We start from the raw sequence: 15,223 nt of genomic DNA, 5'->3' as shown, positions 1-15,223 counted from the left end.
TCGTGGGGCGCTGGCATGCAGAATCTGTCGTCGCAGCACGTGCCGACCGCCAGAGGACCTCGCATGACCTTCGATGGGTTTATCTCGTACAGCCACGCGGCGGACGGGCGCCTCGCGCCCGCCGTCCAGCGCGGGCTGCACCGTCTGGCCAAGCCCTGGCACCGCCGGCGCGCCTTGTGGATCTTCCGGGACCAGACCGGCCTGGCGGTGACTCCCGGCCTGTGGTCGTCCATCCAGACCGCGCTGGACGGCTCGGAGCACTTCGTGCTGCTCGCCTCGCCGGAGGCCGCGCGGTCGCCGTGGGTGAACCGGGAGATCGAGCACTGGATCGCCACGAAGTCGGCGAACCGGATCCTCCCGGTGGTGACCGACGGCGAGTGGGCCTGGGACGAGGACCGCGGCGACTTCAGCGCGGAGTCCACGGCGGTGCCGCCCGCGCTGCGGGGCGTGTTCGCCGAGGAGCCGTTCTTCCTCGACCTGCGGTGGGCGCGGGGAAGCGAGCACCTGAGCCTGCATCACTCCCGGTTCCGCGACGCGATCGCGCAGCTGGCGGCCCCGATGCACGGGGTGAGCAAGGACGAGCTGGAGGGTGAGGACGTCCGGCAGCACCGCCGGGCCAAGCGCCTGCGCTCGGGCGCCCTGGTGACCCTCGTGATCCTGGCGCTGGTGACGTCGCTGACCGGGATGTCGGCGGTGCGCAACGCCGAGCGGGCCAAGGCCGCGGCGGCCGAGGCGCTGCGCCAGCAGCAGGTCGCCGACAGCCAGCGGGACAGCGCCGAGCGGTCCGCCGCGGAGGCGCGCCGGCAGCAGGAGCTGGCGCGCGAGCAGCAGGATCTGGCGCAGCAGCAGCGGACCCGGGCGGCGCAGGCGGCGGCCGTGGCCGAGGAGTCCGAACGGCTGGCCCAGCAGCAGCGGAGAGTGGCCGATCAGGCCGCGGCCGACGCGCGGCGCCAGCGGCGGCTCGCCGACGCGGCGACGGTTCGGACGCGGGAACAGCAGCGGCTGGCGGCGGAGGCGACCGAGCGGGCCCGGAACGCGCGGCGCGAGGCCGACCGGCTGGCCCGCGTCGCGGCCGAGCAGCGCCGGCTGGCCGACCAGGCGGCCGCCGAGGCCGCGCGCCAGCAGGCGAAGGCCGACCAGCAGCAGCGCGTCGCGGTCAGCCGGCGACTGATGAACCAGGCGTCGGCGATGCTCGCCGAGGATCCGCGGACCGCCCTGATGCTGGGCGCGGCGGCCGAGAACATCACCCCCGACACGACGACCCGCCGCCAGCTGAGCGGCGTCGTCACCGCGACGCGCTACGCCGGCACGATCGGCGGCCTGACCGCGGCCACGTACGGGCCGGACGGCGTCCTGACCGCGCTCGGCACCGACGGCCGGGTCTCGATGTGGAACGTGCGGGACCCGCGCAAACCCGCCCGGATCGCCACCCTCCCCGGCGCGGTCCCGGCCGGCGGCCTGCTGGAGCTCAGCTCGGACGGGCGGACGCTGGCCGTCGCGGGCGGGCGCGAGGTCGTCCTGTGGGACGTCGCCGACCGGTCCCGCCCGCTCCGGCTCGGCACCGTGCCGAGCCCGCGCACGGTCTCCGCCGTCGCGTTCCGTGGCGACGCCGCCGTCCTCGTCATGGGCGACATCCGCGGTGGCGCGTCGGTCTGGGACACCAGCGACCGGGCGCATCCGAGCGAGCTGGCCGAGCTGTCCGGGGACGACAGTCACGGGGTGGAGCACCTGGCCTTCAGCCCGGACGGACGCCGGCTCGTCGTGGACAAGGGGCGGTTCATCCCGGTCTTCGACCTGACCGAGCCGTCCCTGCCGATGACACCGGAGGGCGCCGCCTTCCTCGCCTTCGGAACCACCCCAATGGCGTTCACCCCGGACAGCTCGGTGCTGGCGGTCGGCGACACCGACGGAACGGTGGCTCTCTACGACATGCGGGGCGACGGGCCGCCCCCGGTGATCCCGCCGGACGACCCCTTCGAGCCCGCGCTGCCCACGGAGAGCCCCGCGCGCATCGCGGCCGCTCCGGATGACCCGGCCGCTCCGGATGACCCGGATGACCCTGGCGTCGTCGTCGTCCCGCCCCCGCCGCTGCCGGACGACGGTCCCGAGGTCGGCCCGTTCGCCCGGCTGACCGGCCTCGGCGCCGTGGTCACCGCGATGGCGTTCAGCGCGGACGGGAGCCTGCTCGCGGTCGGCGACCAGAACGGCAACACCAATCTCTGGGACCTGAAAAGCGCGGTGAGCTCGGGCGACTTCGCCACCGTCCGGGCCGGCGGCGCGATCCGCACGCTGTCCTTCGACCAGCGGAGCGGAATGCTGACCACCACCGACGCCTCCGCGACGGCGACCCTGTGGACCGTGCCGGCCCCCGGCGCCCCGGTGCCGCTCGGCATGGTCACCGTCCCCGTCGAGTTCCGGACCACCGCCTTCGGCGCGGGCGGGCGTTCGCTGGTCGTCGCCGGCTCGGACGCCAAGGCGCGCACCTGGGACATCGCCGACCCCGGCCATCCCGCGCGCGGCGCCGACGTGGCCCTGCGCGGCGAGGAGGTCGCCGTGGTGACGTACAGCCCGGACCACCGTACGGTGGCGACCATCGCCGACGAGGATCAGACGCTGACCCTGTCCGACGCGACCCGGCCGGCCCGGGCGACGACGCTCGCCGTCGCCGGCGCCCCGGTGGCGGGAACGAACGCGCTGGCCTTCAGCCCCGACGGGCGCACCCTGGCGGTCATCCTCGGCGACGCCACGCTGATGCTGTGGAACGTGGCCGATCTCGCCCGTCCCGTCCTGCTGTCCAGGGTGGGCGGCGACTTCGGCGGGGTGGTGCGGTTCGGCCCGGACGGACGCCTCCTGGCCACCTCGGGCCGGAGCACCCCGGCGATCACGCTGTGGAACGTGGCGGACCGCTCCGCGCCCGGCCGGCTCGCCACGATGCTCGGACACAGCGACTACGTCGTGACGATGGCCATCAGCCCGGACGGCCGCACCCTGGCCAGCGGCGGCCGGGACCACATCACCGTGCTCTGGGACATCACCAACCGCTCCGCCCCGCTCCGGCTCGCCACGCTGACCGGCCACACCAGGTGGGTCAGCACGCTGGCGTTCAGCCCCGACGGGCGCACCCTGGCCACCGGCGGCGGCGACTACGCGGTGATGATGTGGGACACCGCCGTCCCGGCCGCGCCGGTCCTCGTCGGCCGGATGCGAACGCCGACCGGCGGCGAGGCGATCGGGCTGGTCTTCGGGCCGGACGGGCGCACCCTGGCGGTCCCCGCCGAGCCATGGCCGCGCTTCACGATCGTCACGCTGTGGAGCTATCAGAACCTGAACGCCGTGCGCGCCGACCCCGCCGGATACGCCTGCGCGGTCACCGGCCGCGGCCTCACCGCCGCCGAGTGGGCCCGCTATATCCCGGAGATCAAGTACCGGCACACGTGCGCCCGCTGATCGAACTCCTCCGGGCGCGCGCCGACTGATCCGCCGGCGGCGTGCGCCCGCTGATCGGGCTCTACGGCCGCGCCCCGGCCGGCTGCTGCTCCTGGCCGAGGTCGACGAGGTGGATCCGGGGGTCGCCGTCGAGCCGCACCTCGTACGCCGACGGGGGACCGCTGCGCGGCCAGCGCGCGCCCACCACCGTCGCCGTGCGGCCGCCGACGCGCAGCGGGGCGCCGGGCGCGCTGAGCCGGTGCGCCGCGAGCAGCACTGCGTCGAGGGTCTGCCGGGCGCCCGGCAGCGAGCCGCGCAGGCTCACCGACCGCAGCTCGGGAGCCAGCGTCAGCGCCACGTCGCCGCGCGGGTCGCTCGCGTCCAGGGCCGCCTCGACCCTGGTCCACAGCCGCCACTGGTCGTCGTCGAGCAGCAGCCGGGCGGCCCGGTCGAGGGCGGCGCAGGTGATGTCGACCGCCGTCTCCTCGCCCAGCTCGGCCACCCAGGCCAGCTCCTCGGGCGCGGGCATCAGGGCCGGCGAGTCGTGAGCCACCACGGCGTAGAGCATCGCGAGCACGGTCTGCCGGTCGCGGCCGTCGTAGAGCCGGCCGGCGGCGGTATGCAAGCGCGGGAAGCGGGCCACCAGGTGGGCGGCCCGGCCCAGCGGGGGAGCGGCCGCGTCGCGGGTGTCGCGCACCCGGGCGTGGAACGGGCGTTGTTCGCGGTGGGCGAACATCAGCGCGCGGTGCGGGTCGGCGATGAGCCGGGCCGCGACCGAATAGGGCACTCCCATCTGGGCGGCGAGCGCCCGGATGGCGCGCCTGCGGGCGCGGTCGTTGGCCTGGCGACGGCGTTCGGCTCCGGTCATGGCGGCCCTCCCTTGCGGCAATCGTAGGGTCGGCGAGGTACGTTGTGGGGGCAGCCGCGCCTGCACGAGCGTGCGAGCCCCCCACGCGGGCCCGCGTCGACGCCAAGAGGCTCTGACTCAGCGCACACCACCCTTACGCGCCCGCGCGCGCCGACCGGGTGGGGTGCGTGGGGCCTCGCCGCGAGGACGTGAGTCACGTGTTCGAACGATTCACCGATCAGGCCCGCCGGGTGGTCGTGCTGGCTCAGGAAGAGGCCCGGCGCCTCGATCACCACTTCATCGGCACCGAGCACCTGCTGCTCGGCCTGCTGCACCGGCCCGGCGAGGGCGAGGGCGTGGCGGCCCAGGCGCTGGCCGAGCTGGGCGTGACGCTCGAGGCCGCCCGCATCGAGGTCGAGGAGGCGGTCGGCCGCGGCGCCGAGGTGCCCGGGGTGCACGTCCCGTTCACCGCGGCCGCCAAGGGCGTCCTCGAGCTGGCCCTGCGGGAGGCTCTCAAGCTGGGCCACAACCACATCGGCCCCGAGCACATCCTGCTCGGCCTGGTCCGGGAGGGCGCGGACGTCGCGGTCCGGGTCCTGGTCACCCTGGGTGCCGATGCCCGGCGCGTACGGGAAAAAGTGCTCCTGCTGTTGTCCGGCCACCCGGCGCTGGCCGCGCCGCCGCCGGCCACCTCGGCCCTGCTCGACCAGTACGGCGAGAACCTCACCCAGCGTGCCCGCGACGGCGGCCTCGACCCGGTGGTCGGCCGCGACCGCGAGATCGACCGCATCATGGTCGTGCTCTCCTGCCGCACCAAGAACAACCCGGTCCTGGTCGGCGAGCCCGGCGTCGGCAAAACCGCGGTGGTGGAGGGCCTGTGCCGCCGGATCGTGGCCGGCGACGTGCCCGGGACGCTCAAGGACAAGCATGTGCACACGCTCGACCTGGGCTCGCTGGTGGCCGGCTCGCGGTACCGCGGCGACTTCGAGGAGCGCCTCAAGAAGGTGGTCAAGGAGTGCCGCACCCGCGGCGACGTCATCCTGTTCATCGACGAGATTCACATGCTGGTGGGCGCGGGCGCGGCCGAGGGGGCGATCGACGCGGCCAGCATCCTCAAGCCGATGCTGGCCCGGGGCGAGCTGCAGACGATCGGCGCCACCACCACGACGGAATACCGCAAATACTTCGAGAAGGACGCCGCGCTGGCCCGCCGGTTCCAGCCGGTCGCGATCGACGAGCCGACCTCGGCCGAGGCCGTCGAGATCCTCCGGGGCCTGCGCGGGCGGTACGAGAAGCACCACCACGTCTCGTACACCGACGCCGCCCTGGCCGCCGCCGTGTCGCTGGCCGACCGCTACGTCGCCGACCGCTTCCTGCCGGACAAGGCGATCGACCTGATCGACGAGGCCGGCGCCTGGGCGCGCATCCGGCCGCGGGCCGGCGGGCAGGCTGGCGGCGGGCAGGCCGGTGGCGAGCAGATCGGTGGCGAGCAGATCGCCGAAGTGCTGGCCACCTGGACCGGGATCCCGGTGCAGCGGCTGACCTCGTCGGAGACCGCGCGGCTGCTGCACATGGAGGACGAGCTGCACAAGCGGATCATCGGCCAGGAGGAGGCGGTGCGGGCCGTCGCGCGGGCGATCCGGCGTACGCGTGCGGGCCTGAAGGACCCGAAGCGGCCGGCCGGGTCGTTCATCTTCGCCGGGCCGTCCGGGGTCGGCAAGACCGAGCTGTGCAAGGCGCTGGCCGAGTTCCTGTTCGGCTCGGAGGACGCGCTGATCCAGCTGGACATGTCCGAGTTCCACGATCGGCACACGGTGTCGCGGCTGGTCGGCGCGCCGCCCGGGTACGTGGGGCACGACGAGGGCGGCCAGCTCACCACCCGGGTCCGGCGCAAGCCGTTCTCGGTGGTGCTGTTCGACGAGATCGAGAAGGCCCACCCGGACGTCTTCAACACGCTGCTGCAGATCCTGGAGGACGGCCGGCTGACCGACGGCCAGGGCCACGCGGTGGACTTCAAGAACACGGTGATCGTGATGACCACCAACCTCGGCACCCGCGCGGCGTCCAGCCCGGTGTCGCTCGGCTTCCAGCCGGCCGGCGGCGCGGACGACCGGATGGCGGCCAAGGTCCACGACGCGCTGAAGCAGCACTTCCGCCCCGAGTTCCTCAACCGGGTCGACGACACCGTGGTCTTCCCCCGGCTGACCGAGGCCGACGTGCTGGCCATCGTCGACGTCATGCTGGCCCGGGTCGACCTGCGGCTGCGCGACCGGGACATGGGCGTCGAGGTCACCGAGGCGGCCCGCCGGCACCTGGCGGCCCGGGGCTTCGACCCGGCGCTCGGCGCCCGCCCGCTGCGCCGCGCCATCCAGCGCGAGGTCGAGGACGTGCTGGCCGAGCGCATCCTGCACGACCAGCTGCGGCCCGGGCAGGTCGTGGTGGTCGACTGCGATGACTCGCGGCTGGTCTTCCGAGACCTGGCCGGCCTGCGACCGGTGGGCTGAGCCGGGCGCGGCCGGCCACGCGGGGCCTCGTGCGGCCGGTTCCGTCGTCAGCCGGCGGCCGGCCGGCTGAACTCGGCGTGGCCGGCCCGCAGGATCTCGTTCAGCCGGTCCACCTCGTCCTCGGCCGGCTGGTGCTGGAACTCGACGTCGACCATGAAGTTGTTGCCGACGACGCGCACGTCCAGCCGGGCGAGCAGCCCGTCGGGCGCGCGCGACACCACGAAGTCGCGGTAGGCCTCCTCGAGCGCGGCCCGCATCCGGGCGCAGTCGCACTCCTCGCCGTCGAGCAGGGCGACCAGGTGCCCGCGGGCCGCGTGGGCGGCGTCGTCGCGCGGATCCATCACGGCGAGGCTCTCCTCGAGCGCCGCCCGCGCCTCGGCCGGGCGGCCCAGGTGCTGCAAGCAGATGCCGTACGCGGCGCCGACGTGCCCGAGCAGCACCCGGTCGTCGCCGCGCCGGGCGGCCGCCAGCGCCTCGCCGAACCGCTCGGCGGCCGGCTCGGCCCGGCCCGCGTCCTGCAGCGCGAGTCCCCAGTCGAAGAGCGCCTGGCTGATCCGGCCGGGGCGGCCGATCCGCTCGGCGCGGGCCGCCGCGTCCTCGTACGTGTCCAAACTCTTGTCGGTCTCGCCGGCGTCGTTGAGCGCCTGGGCGAGGTCGGTCGCCGCCGAAAGCGCCTCCTCGGCGAGCTCCTGCCGGTCGTAGGCGGCGAGCACCCGGCGCAGCGCCGCCACCCGGCCGACGTGATCGCCGTGCTCGCCGGCCTGCGCCGACAGGGCGCCGAACGCGGCGACCGTGGCCGCGTGGTCGGGCCCGAGCCGCTCGCGCAACGCGTTCGCGAGGTGGGCGACCAGCATGTACGCGGCGGCCGGGTCGATGCCCTGCCGCACCCGGGCGGTGGCGACCGCGGCGACCCGCTCCACCAGCCGGTCGGGCAGCTCCTTCAGCGCCGGGAACAGCGGCCCGCTCCGGCCGGCCGCCTGCAGTATCACCCCGCGCAGCGCGACCGAGCCGGCCACCCGCTCGTGCCCCGCGCGCCGGAAGACCGACACCGCCTCGTCGATCGCCTCGAGCGCGCCGTCGTGGTCGCCGAGGCGCAGCAGCACGTCGGCCAGCGGTTCCAGGCCGGCCGCGTACCCCAGGTGCTCGCGGCCGAAGAGGGCCAGCCGGCCGTCCCGCGACTGCCGCAGCGCCTCGGCGCCCTCCTCGAGCCGCCCGCTCAGCGCCAGCGCGATGCCGAGGTTGAGCTGGTATCCGAGGTGGCGCTGCGGGTCGTCGCCGGGCGGCGCCGACACCGCCGCCCGGAAGCACTCGGCCGCCCACGCCGGCTGCTGGGCGCGCAGCAGCACGTTGCCCATGTCGGACTGCGCGGACGCCCAGGCGGTGCTGTGCTCGCCGTGCTCCTCGGCGGCCCGGCGCACCGCGCGCTTCATCAGCTCCTCGGCGTCCGCCACCCGGCCGGCCCGGAGCAGCGCCAATGCCTCGTCGAGCAGGCTCATGGAAGCTGAGGAAGCGTTCATGGCCGCGGAGTGTAGCGGTCGAGCGGCTCAGGCGATGACGGCCTCCACCCGGACCACCGCGCCGGGCGGGGCGGGCGGGACGACCGTGCCGTCCACCCGCTCGCCGTCCACGATCAGGTGGGCGACGCGGCCGGTCGCGCCGGCCGGCTTGCGTACCGTGATCTCGTAGGTGGCGTCCCGGAACGCGCGGGTGGCCTGGAAGCCGGGCCAGTCGGCCGGCAGCACCGGATCGACCCGCAAGCCGGTCAGCTCGGGCCGGATGCCGAGGATCCACTGCGTGATCGCGACGAAGTTCCACGCCGCGGTGCCGGTGAGCCAGGAGTTCTTGGCCTCGCCGTGGGTGGGCGCGTCCCGGCCCGCGATCATCTGCGCGTAGACGTACGGCTCGCAGCGATGCACCTCGCTCATCGCCTCGCGGGCCGACGGGTTGATCCGCCGGTAGTAGTCGTGCGCGTTGTCGCCGTTGCCCACCATCGCCTCGGCGATCATGATCCACGGGTTGGTGTGGCAGAAGATCCCGGCGTTCTCCTTGTAGCCCGGCGGATACGACGAGATCTCGCCCAGCTCGATCCGGTAGCTGGAGTACGCCGGCTGCTGCAGGACGATGCCGTGCGGGGTGGCCAGCCGCTCGGCCACGCTGGCCAGCGCCTGCGCGGCCAGCCCGTCGTCGAGGCCGACCCCGCCGAGCACGCACATGCCCTGCGGCTCGATGAAGATCTGTCCCTCGTCGTTCTCGCCGGAGCCGATCGGGTGGCCGTAGAAGTCGTACGCCCGGCGGAACCAGGCGCCGTCCCAGCCGTGCTCGAGGATCACCCCGGTCATCTTCTCGGCCGCCGCCCGGTACTCGGCCGCCTCGGCGTCCAGCCCGCGCAGGCCGGCGATCGCGGCCAGCTCCTTGGCGGCCAGCACGAACTGCCCGGCGATGAAGACCGACTCGGCCACGCCGCCGCTGACGTTCTCGGTCGTCTGGAACGGCTCGCCCGGCGTGTCGGAGAAGCAGTTGAGGTTGAGGCAGTCGTTCCAGTCGGCCCGCCCGATCAGCGGCAGGCCGTGCGGGCCGAGCCGCTCCTGGGTGTAGCGCACCGAGCGGCGCAGGTGCTCGTAGAGCGGCTCCTCGCTGCCGGGCTCGTTGTCGAACGGCACCGGCTCGTCCAAAATCGTCGCGTCGCCGGTCTCCTTGAGGTACGCCGAGACGCCGAGCACCAGCCACAGCGGGTCGTCGTTGAAGCCCTGCCCGATGTCGTTGTTGCCGCGCTTGGTCAGCGGCTGGTACTGGTGGTACGCCCCGCCGGTCGCCATCTGGGTGGCCGCGATGTCCAGGATCCGTTCCCGGGCGCGCTCCGGAATCATGTGCACGAACCCGAGCAGGTCCTGATTGGAGTCGCGGAACCCCATGCCCCGGCCGATCCCGGACTCGTAGAACGACGCCGACCGGCTCATGTTGAAGGTCACCATGCACTGGTACGCGTTCCAGATGTTGACCATCCGGTCGGTGTCGGCGTCCGGGGTGGTCACCCGCAGGCCGCCGAGCAGCCGGTCCCAGTAGGCGCCGAGCGCCGCGAAGCCCTCGTCGACGGTCGCCGGCCGCAGCCAGCGCTCGATCACCGGGCGCACGTTGCGCTTGTTGAGCGTCTGCGATCCCGGCGGGTCGAACTTGTCGTCCCGCGGGTTCTCGGCGTAGCCCAGCACGAAGACGACCTCGCGGCTCTCCCCGGGGGCCAGGCCGAGGCGTACGTGATGGCTGCCGATCGGCGCCCAGCCGTGCGCCACCGAGTCGAAGGCCGCGCCGCGCTCGACCGCCGCCGGCTGATCCCAGCCGCGGTACGCCCCGAGGAACGTGTCCCGCTGGGTGTCGAATCCGGCAAGCGGCTCCGAACACGCGAAGTACGCGAAGTGGTCGCGTCGTTCCCGGTATTCGGTCTTGTGATAGATCACCCCGTCGGCCACCTCGACCTGGCCGGTGGAGAAGTTGCGCTGGAAGTTGGTCGCGTCGTCCTGCGCGTCCCACAGGCAGAACTCGACCGACGAGAAGAGCGAGAGCTCGGCCGCCGTGTCCCGCTCGTTGGTCACCCGGACCCGCCAGACCTCGAGGGTCTCGCCGAGGGGCACGAAGTAGAGGGTCTCGGCCCGGATCCCGCCGCGGGCGGAGGAGATCTTCGTGTACGACAGGCCGTGCCGGCACTCGTACTCGTCGAGCGGACTGCGCGTGGGCTGCCACGACGGGGACCAGAAGTCGCCGGTGGTGTCGTCGCGCAGGTAGAGGTAGCGGCCGCCGACGTCGAACGGCGCGTTGTTGTAGCGGTACCGGGTGAGGCGGCGGAGCTTGGCGTCGCGGTAGAACGAATATCCGCCCGCGGTGTTGGAGACGATGCCGAAGTACGCGTCGGTGCCCAGGTAGTTGATCCAGGGCAGAGGGGTGTCGGGCCGATCGATGACGTACTCGCGGCGGTCGTCGTCGAAGTGTCCGTACCGCATGTGGTCCTCCGTTTTGGGAGCGCTCCCGAAATGCTAGCTTGAACATCGGTTCTGGTCGATCACCCACCCGAGTAGCCCGGCGGCGTCCGGGAATCCGGCCGGGTCGCCGCTCGCGGTGCGCCGCTCCGGCGCTCGCCGCCGGCGCACGGCGGTGGCCCCGCTTTGCGGATCTTGGATGGTACGGTCTGCGGCCTCCCGGCAATCCGGCCTCCGGCGGGACCCGACCGACGGACGGACTGCCCATGACCCTGCTGGACCGCGTGCACGGCGGCCCCATCGTCGGCTGGCCGCGCCGGCCGGGGCCGGTCGCGATCGCGGCGGCGCTGGCCGGCGTGCTCGGCCTCGTCTGGGCGCTGTGGCTGGCCCGCGACGCCGGTGACCTCGCGGCCCAGTACGCTTGGACCGCGTTCGTCCGGCGCCACCCGGGCGCGGCCTACAACCTGTCCTGGTACGGCGGGATCCATCCGGCCTCGTACAGCGTCCTGTCGCCGTATCTCATGGCCTGGCTCGGCGTGCGCACGACCGGCGTGCTGGCCTGCACCGGCGCGGCGGCCCTCGGCGCCGCGCTGCTCACCCGCTCCGGCATCCGCCGCCCGCTGCCGGCCGCCCTCTGGCTGGCGGTCGCCGTCTGGGGCAACCTGGCCGCCGGGCGGGTCACGTACCTGCTCGGCATGATGGTCGCGATGGCCGCCGCCATCCTGGCGCTCCACCGTCCCCGGCCGGTGGCCGCGGCCGTGCTCGGCGCCGTCGCGACCCTGTGCAGCCCGGTGGCCGGGCTGTTCGTCGAGGTGCTGGCGGCCGCGCTGGTCCTGACCGGCCGGCGCCGGCCGGCGTACCTGATCGCGGCCGGCCCGCCCGTGGTGATCGGGGTGACGGCGCTGCTGTTCCCGTTCTCCGGCGTGCAGCCCTTCCACTGGTACGCCGCGCTGCCCACGGCCGCCGCCGCGGTGGCCGTCGCCGTGCTGGCCCCGCCGGCGTGGCGGACGGTGCGGGCCGGGGCCTGGGTGTACGCCCTCGGCGTGGCGTTGTGCTGGGCGCTGCCCACCCCGATCGGCAGCAACGTCGAGCGGCTTGCCCTGCTGGCCGGGGCGGCCATCCTGATCTGCGTCGCCGCCGCGCCCGGCCGCCGTGGCTGGCGGGTGCCCGCGACCTACGTGGCCGCCGCCGCGATGGTCGTCTGGACGGTGGTCCAGCCGGCCACCGACGTCGTCCGCACCGCCCCGGCGCCCGCCGCCACCGCCGACGCCCAGCCGCTGATCAGCCAGCTCCACGCCCTGAACGCCCAGCGCGGCCGGGTCGAAGTGGTGCCGCTGCGCTCGCACTGGGAGGCGGCCGGGATAGCGCCGTACGTAAATCTGGCCCGCGGCTGGAACCGGCAGGCCGACGTGGAACGCAACCCGCTGTTCTACGACGGCACCCTGACCGCCGCGACGTATCGCCAATGGCTGCGCACCTGGAGCGTGGGCTACATCGTGCTGCCGGCGTCCGAACCGGACAGCGCCGGCGTCGCCGAGGCGCGCATCGTCACCGCCGGGCCGTCGTGGCTGAGCCTGGTCTGGGCGGACGCCGGCTGGCGCGTCTACCGGGTCAGGGACGCCGACCCGCTCGCCTCGGCCCCCGCCACCGTCACCTACGCCGGGCCGGCCACGCTCACCGTGCGACTGCCCCGGGCCGGCTCGGCGATCCTGCGCATCGCCTGGTCGCCCTGGCTCGCCATCGCCGGGATCGACGACGCGGCGACCCCGCACGCCTGCCTCGCCCCGAACGGCGCGTGGACCGAGCTGGTGGCCCCGGCCGCGGGCACCTTCACCATCGAGGCGCGGTACTCGCTCGACCGGGGCACCCCGTGCCCGGCCGGCCCGGCCGCCGCCGTGATCCCCAAAGCGTATTGATCGGCGTGGTGGCCCCGGAAGCGCGTTCGGCCGGCACCGTGATCCCAAAAGCGTATTGACTTGGACGGGCAGGACACCGAGGCTCAGTCGGGATGGGAACGCTCCCAAACGACCGTCTGATCAGGAGTCCGAAGTGTCCTTATCTCCGCTCTTACGGCTGGCCGCCGCGGCCGCCGGCGCCGTGGTGACCTTGGCCTTCAGCGCCTCGCCCGCGGGCGCCGTCTGCCGGGACGCCACCCGCTTCTACACGCCGCGCCCCGACCCCGGCGCCGTCAAGCAGATCGCCCAGCTCACCGCGGCCGGCCAGCGCGGCCTGGCGCGCAAGCTGCAAACGATGATCAATACCCCGCAGGCCGTCTGGGTCACCGGCGGCTCCGGCCACTCGCTCACGCAGTCGGTCAAGGCCGAGGCCCAGCGGGCGGCGGCCAAGAAGGCGGTGCCCGTCTTCGTCGCGTACAACATCCCGTTCCGGGACTGCTCGCAATACTCCGCGGGCGGCGCCACGTCGGTGGCCGAGTACCAGGCGTGGATCGACGCCTTCGCCGCCGGCATCGGCGCTCGGCCGGCCGCCGTCATGCTCGAGCCGGACGGGCTGGGCATCATCCCCTGGTACACCACGATCAACGGTGACCAGGAGTGGTGTCAGCCGGCCGAGGCGGACCCCGCCACCGCCGCCGCCGACCGGTTCGCGATGCTCAACTACGCGGTGGGCCGGCTGAGCGCCCTGCCGCGCACGAGCGTCTACCTGGACGGCACGCACAGCGCCTGGCTCGGCGTCGGCGACATCGCCGACCGCCTGGTCAAGGCAGGCGTCCGGAAGGCCGACGGGTTCTTCGTCAACGTGTCGAACTACGAGACGACCGAGCGCCAGCTGAAGTACGGCAACTGGATCTCGAAGTGCATCTACTACGGCACCCAGGGCGCGGCCGAGAACCGCGGCCACTTCGAGCGCTGCGGCAGCCAGTACTACCCGGCCAGCCCGGGCGACTTCAGCACCTGGGGGCTCACCGACGAGTGGTACGCGGCCAATGTCGGCAAGGTATCGCCGCACAAGCTGGCCCACTTCGTGGTGGACACCAGCCGCAACGGCCAGGGACCGTGGGCGGCCCCGGCCGGTGTGACCTGGCCGGACCCGCAGGTCTGGTGCAACCCGCCGGACCGCGGGCTGGGGCTGCGCCCGACCACCCGGACCGGCGACCCGCTGGCCGACGCGTTCCTGTGGGTCAAGACGCCCGGTCAGTCCGACGGGCAGTGTGACCGCGGCACCGGCACGGGCGTCGACCCGGCCCGCGGCAACACCGCCGACCCGGCGGCCGGCGCCTGGTTCCCGCAGCAGGCCGTGGAGCTGGTCACGCTGGCGAACCCGCCGCTGCGCTGACCGGCGGCACACCCGGTGCGCCACCCTGCCCGGCGGGGTGGCGCGCCGGCTGGGCGCGTCGGCCGGGGGCGGTCCTCGCGGCCCGTTCGCGGCGGTTGGGCAGAGAGAGCCGGATGACCTTGGCCCAGGCCGAGGCGACCTGCATGGGCAGCGGCCCGGTGGTGTAGGACAGGCCGTACCGCTGGAACAGGTCCCTGATCTTGGGAGCGATCTCCGCGTACCGGTTGCTCGGCATGTCCGGGAACAGGTGATGCTCGATCTGGTGCGACAGGTTGCCGGTCATGATGTGGGTCAGCCGGCTGCCGGAGATGTTGGCCGAGCCGAGCATCTGCCGCAGGTACCACTCGCCCCGGGTCTCGCCCTCGATGGAGGTCTTCTCGAACGTCTCGACCCCGGACGGGAAGTGGCCACACATGATCACCGAGTGGCTCCACAGGTTGCGGATCAGGTTGGCGGTCGCGTTGGCGGCGATGGTGTGCAGGAACGACGGGCCGGACAGGGCCGGGTGCACGACGTAGTCCTTGAGCACCTGCTTGCCGATCTTGCGCCGGACCTGCTTGAGGGCGGCGCGGAACTTCGGGTCGCGGCGGCGTTCCTTGCTGGCGAGGTTGGCGCCGAGCTCGAGGTCGTACGCGGCGATCCCGTACTCGAAGAAGCACGCGTTGATCAGGTTCCACAGCGGCTGCCCGAGGTGGGCCGGATGCCACTGCTGGTCCTCGTCGACCCGCATGATGCCGTACCCGAGGTCGTTGTCCCGCCCGAGAACGTTGGTGTAGGTGTGGTGCAGCTCGTTGTGGGCGTGCTTCCACTGCTCGGCCGGCGCGGCGTGGTCCCAGTCCCACTTGGTCGAGTGGATCTTGGGGTCGCGCATCCAGTCCCACTGGCCGTGCAGGATGTTGTGGCCGATCTCCATGTTGTCCAGGATCTTGGCGATCGACAGCCCGGCCGTGCCGACCAGCCAGGCCGGCGGGAAGAGCGAGAAGAGCAGGACGGCGCGGCTGCCCAGCTCGAGGCCGCGCTGCACGCTGATCATGCGGCGGATGTACGCGGCGTCGCGCGCACCCCGGCTCCCCATGACCTCGTCGCGGATCGCGTCGAGCTCGATCCCGATCTGCTCGATGTCCGCGGCGCTGAGGTGCGCGATCGGATTGGTCTTCTTGTGCTGCAGGGTGGTCATATCGTCG

Annotated in this window: 8 protein-coding genes; 4 read left to right on the top strand and 4 right to left on the bottom strand. The window is 73.7% G+C overall.

Annotation, left to right across the window (positions count from 1 at the left end):
• Window positions 1-63: 63 nt before the first annotated feature.
• On the top strand, window positions 64-3,447 hold the full coding sequence (locus ACFQS1_RS18665; protein ID WP_378969826.1) for a TIR domain-containing protein: 3,384 nt from the start codon (window positions 64-66) through the stop codon (window positions 3,445-3,447).
• A 61-nt stretch (window positions 3,448-3,508) separates the two neighbouring features.
• On the opposite strand, the gene ACFQS1_RS18660 is transcribed toward ACFQS1_RS18665, so the two are convergent.
• Window positions 3,509-4,294, bottom strand: coding sequence for a hypothetical protein (locus ACFQS1_RS18660; protein ID WP_378969824.1), 786 nt, complete (start codon window positions 4,292-4,294; stop codon window positions 3,509-3,511).
• Window positions 4,295-4,491: 197 nt separating this feature from the next.
• Between ACFQS1_RS18660 and ACFQS1_RS18655 the strand changes: the two genes are divergently transcribed.
• On the top strand, window positions 4,492-6,777 hold the full coding sequence (locus ACFQS1_RS18655) for an ATP-dependent Clp protease ATP-binding subunit (RefSeq protein ID WP_378969821.1): 2,286 nt from the start codon (window positions 4,492-4,494) through the stop codon (window positions 6,775-6,777).
• Window positions 6,778-6,824: 47 nt separating this feature from the next.
• On the opposite strand, the gene ACFQS1_RS18650 is transcribed toward ACFQS1_RS18655, so the two are convergent.
• A complete protein-coding gene (locus tag ACFQS1_RS18650; protein ID WP_378969819.1) occupies window positions 6,825-8,294 on the bottom strand; it encodes a tetratricopeptide repeat protein in 1,470 nt (489 codons plus the stop codon).
• 27 nt (window positions 8,295-8,321) lie between these two features.
• Entirely contained in the window at window positions 8,322-10,769 is a 2,448-nt protein-coding gene (locus ACFQS1_RS18645) for a glycoside hydrolase family 94 protein (protein ID WP_378969816.1), read from the bottom strand.
• A gap of 242 nt (window positions 10,770-11,011) precedes the next feature.
• Between ACFQS1_RS18645 and ACFQS1_RS18640 the strand changes: the two genes are divergently transcribed.
• Both ACFQS1_RS18640 and ACFQS1_RS18635 read left to right on the top strand, forming a co-directional pair.
• Window positions 11,012-12,661, top strand: a complete 1,650-nt coding sequence (locus ACFQS1_RS18640; RefSeq protein ID WP_378969814.1) for an MFS transporter — start codon at window positions 11,012-11,014, stop codon at window positions 12,659-12,661.
• 133 nt (window positions 12,662-12,794) lie between these two features.
• Complete coding sequence (locus ACFQS1_RS18635) at window positions 12,795-14,039, top strand: glycoside hydrolase family 6 protein (RefSeq protein WP_378969812.1); 1,245 nt, start codon at window positions 12,795-12,797, stop codon at window positions 14,037-14,039.
• On the opposite strand, the gene ACFQS1_RS18630 is transcribed toward ACFQS1_RS18635, so the two are convergent.
• Window positions 14,011-15,216, bottom strand: a complete 1,206-nt coding sequence (locus tag ACFQS1_RS18630; protein WP_378969810.1) for a fatty acid desaturase family protein — start codon at window positions 15,214-15,216, stop codon at window positions 14,011-14,013. The two genes, ACFQS1_RS18635 and ACFQS1_RS18630, sit on opposite strands and share 29 nt — an antisense overlap.
• Window positions 15,217-15,223: the final 7 nt, after the last annotated feature.

This window comes from Paractinoplanes rhizophilus, assembly GCF_042664765.1.
Lineage (GTDB): Bacteria > Actinomycetota > Actinomycetes > Mycobacteriales > Micromonosporaceae > Actinoplanes > Actinoplanes rhizophilus.
The sequence above is the reverse complement of the archived record's forward strand: the minus strand, read 5'-3'. Positions and strand labels throughout refer to the sequence as shown.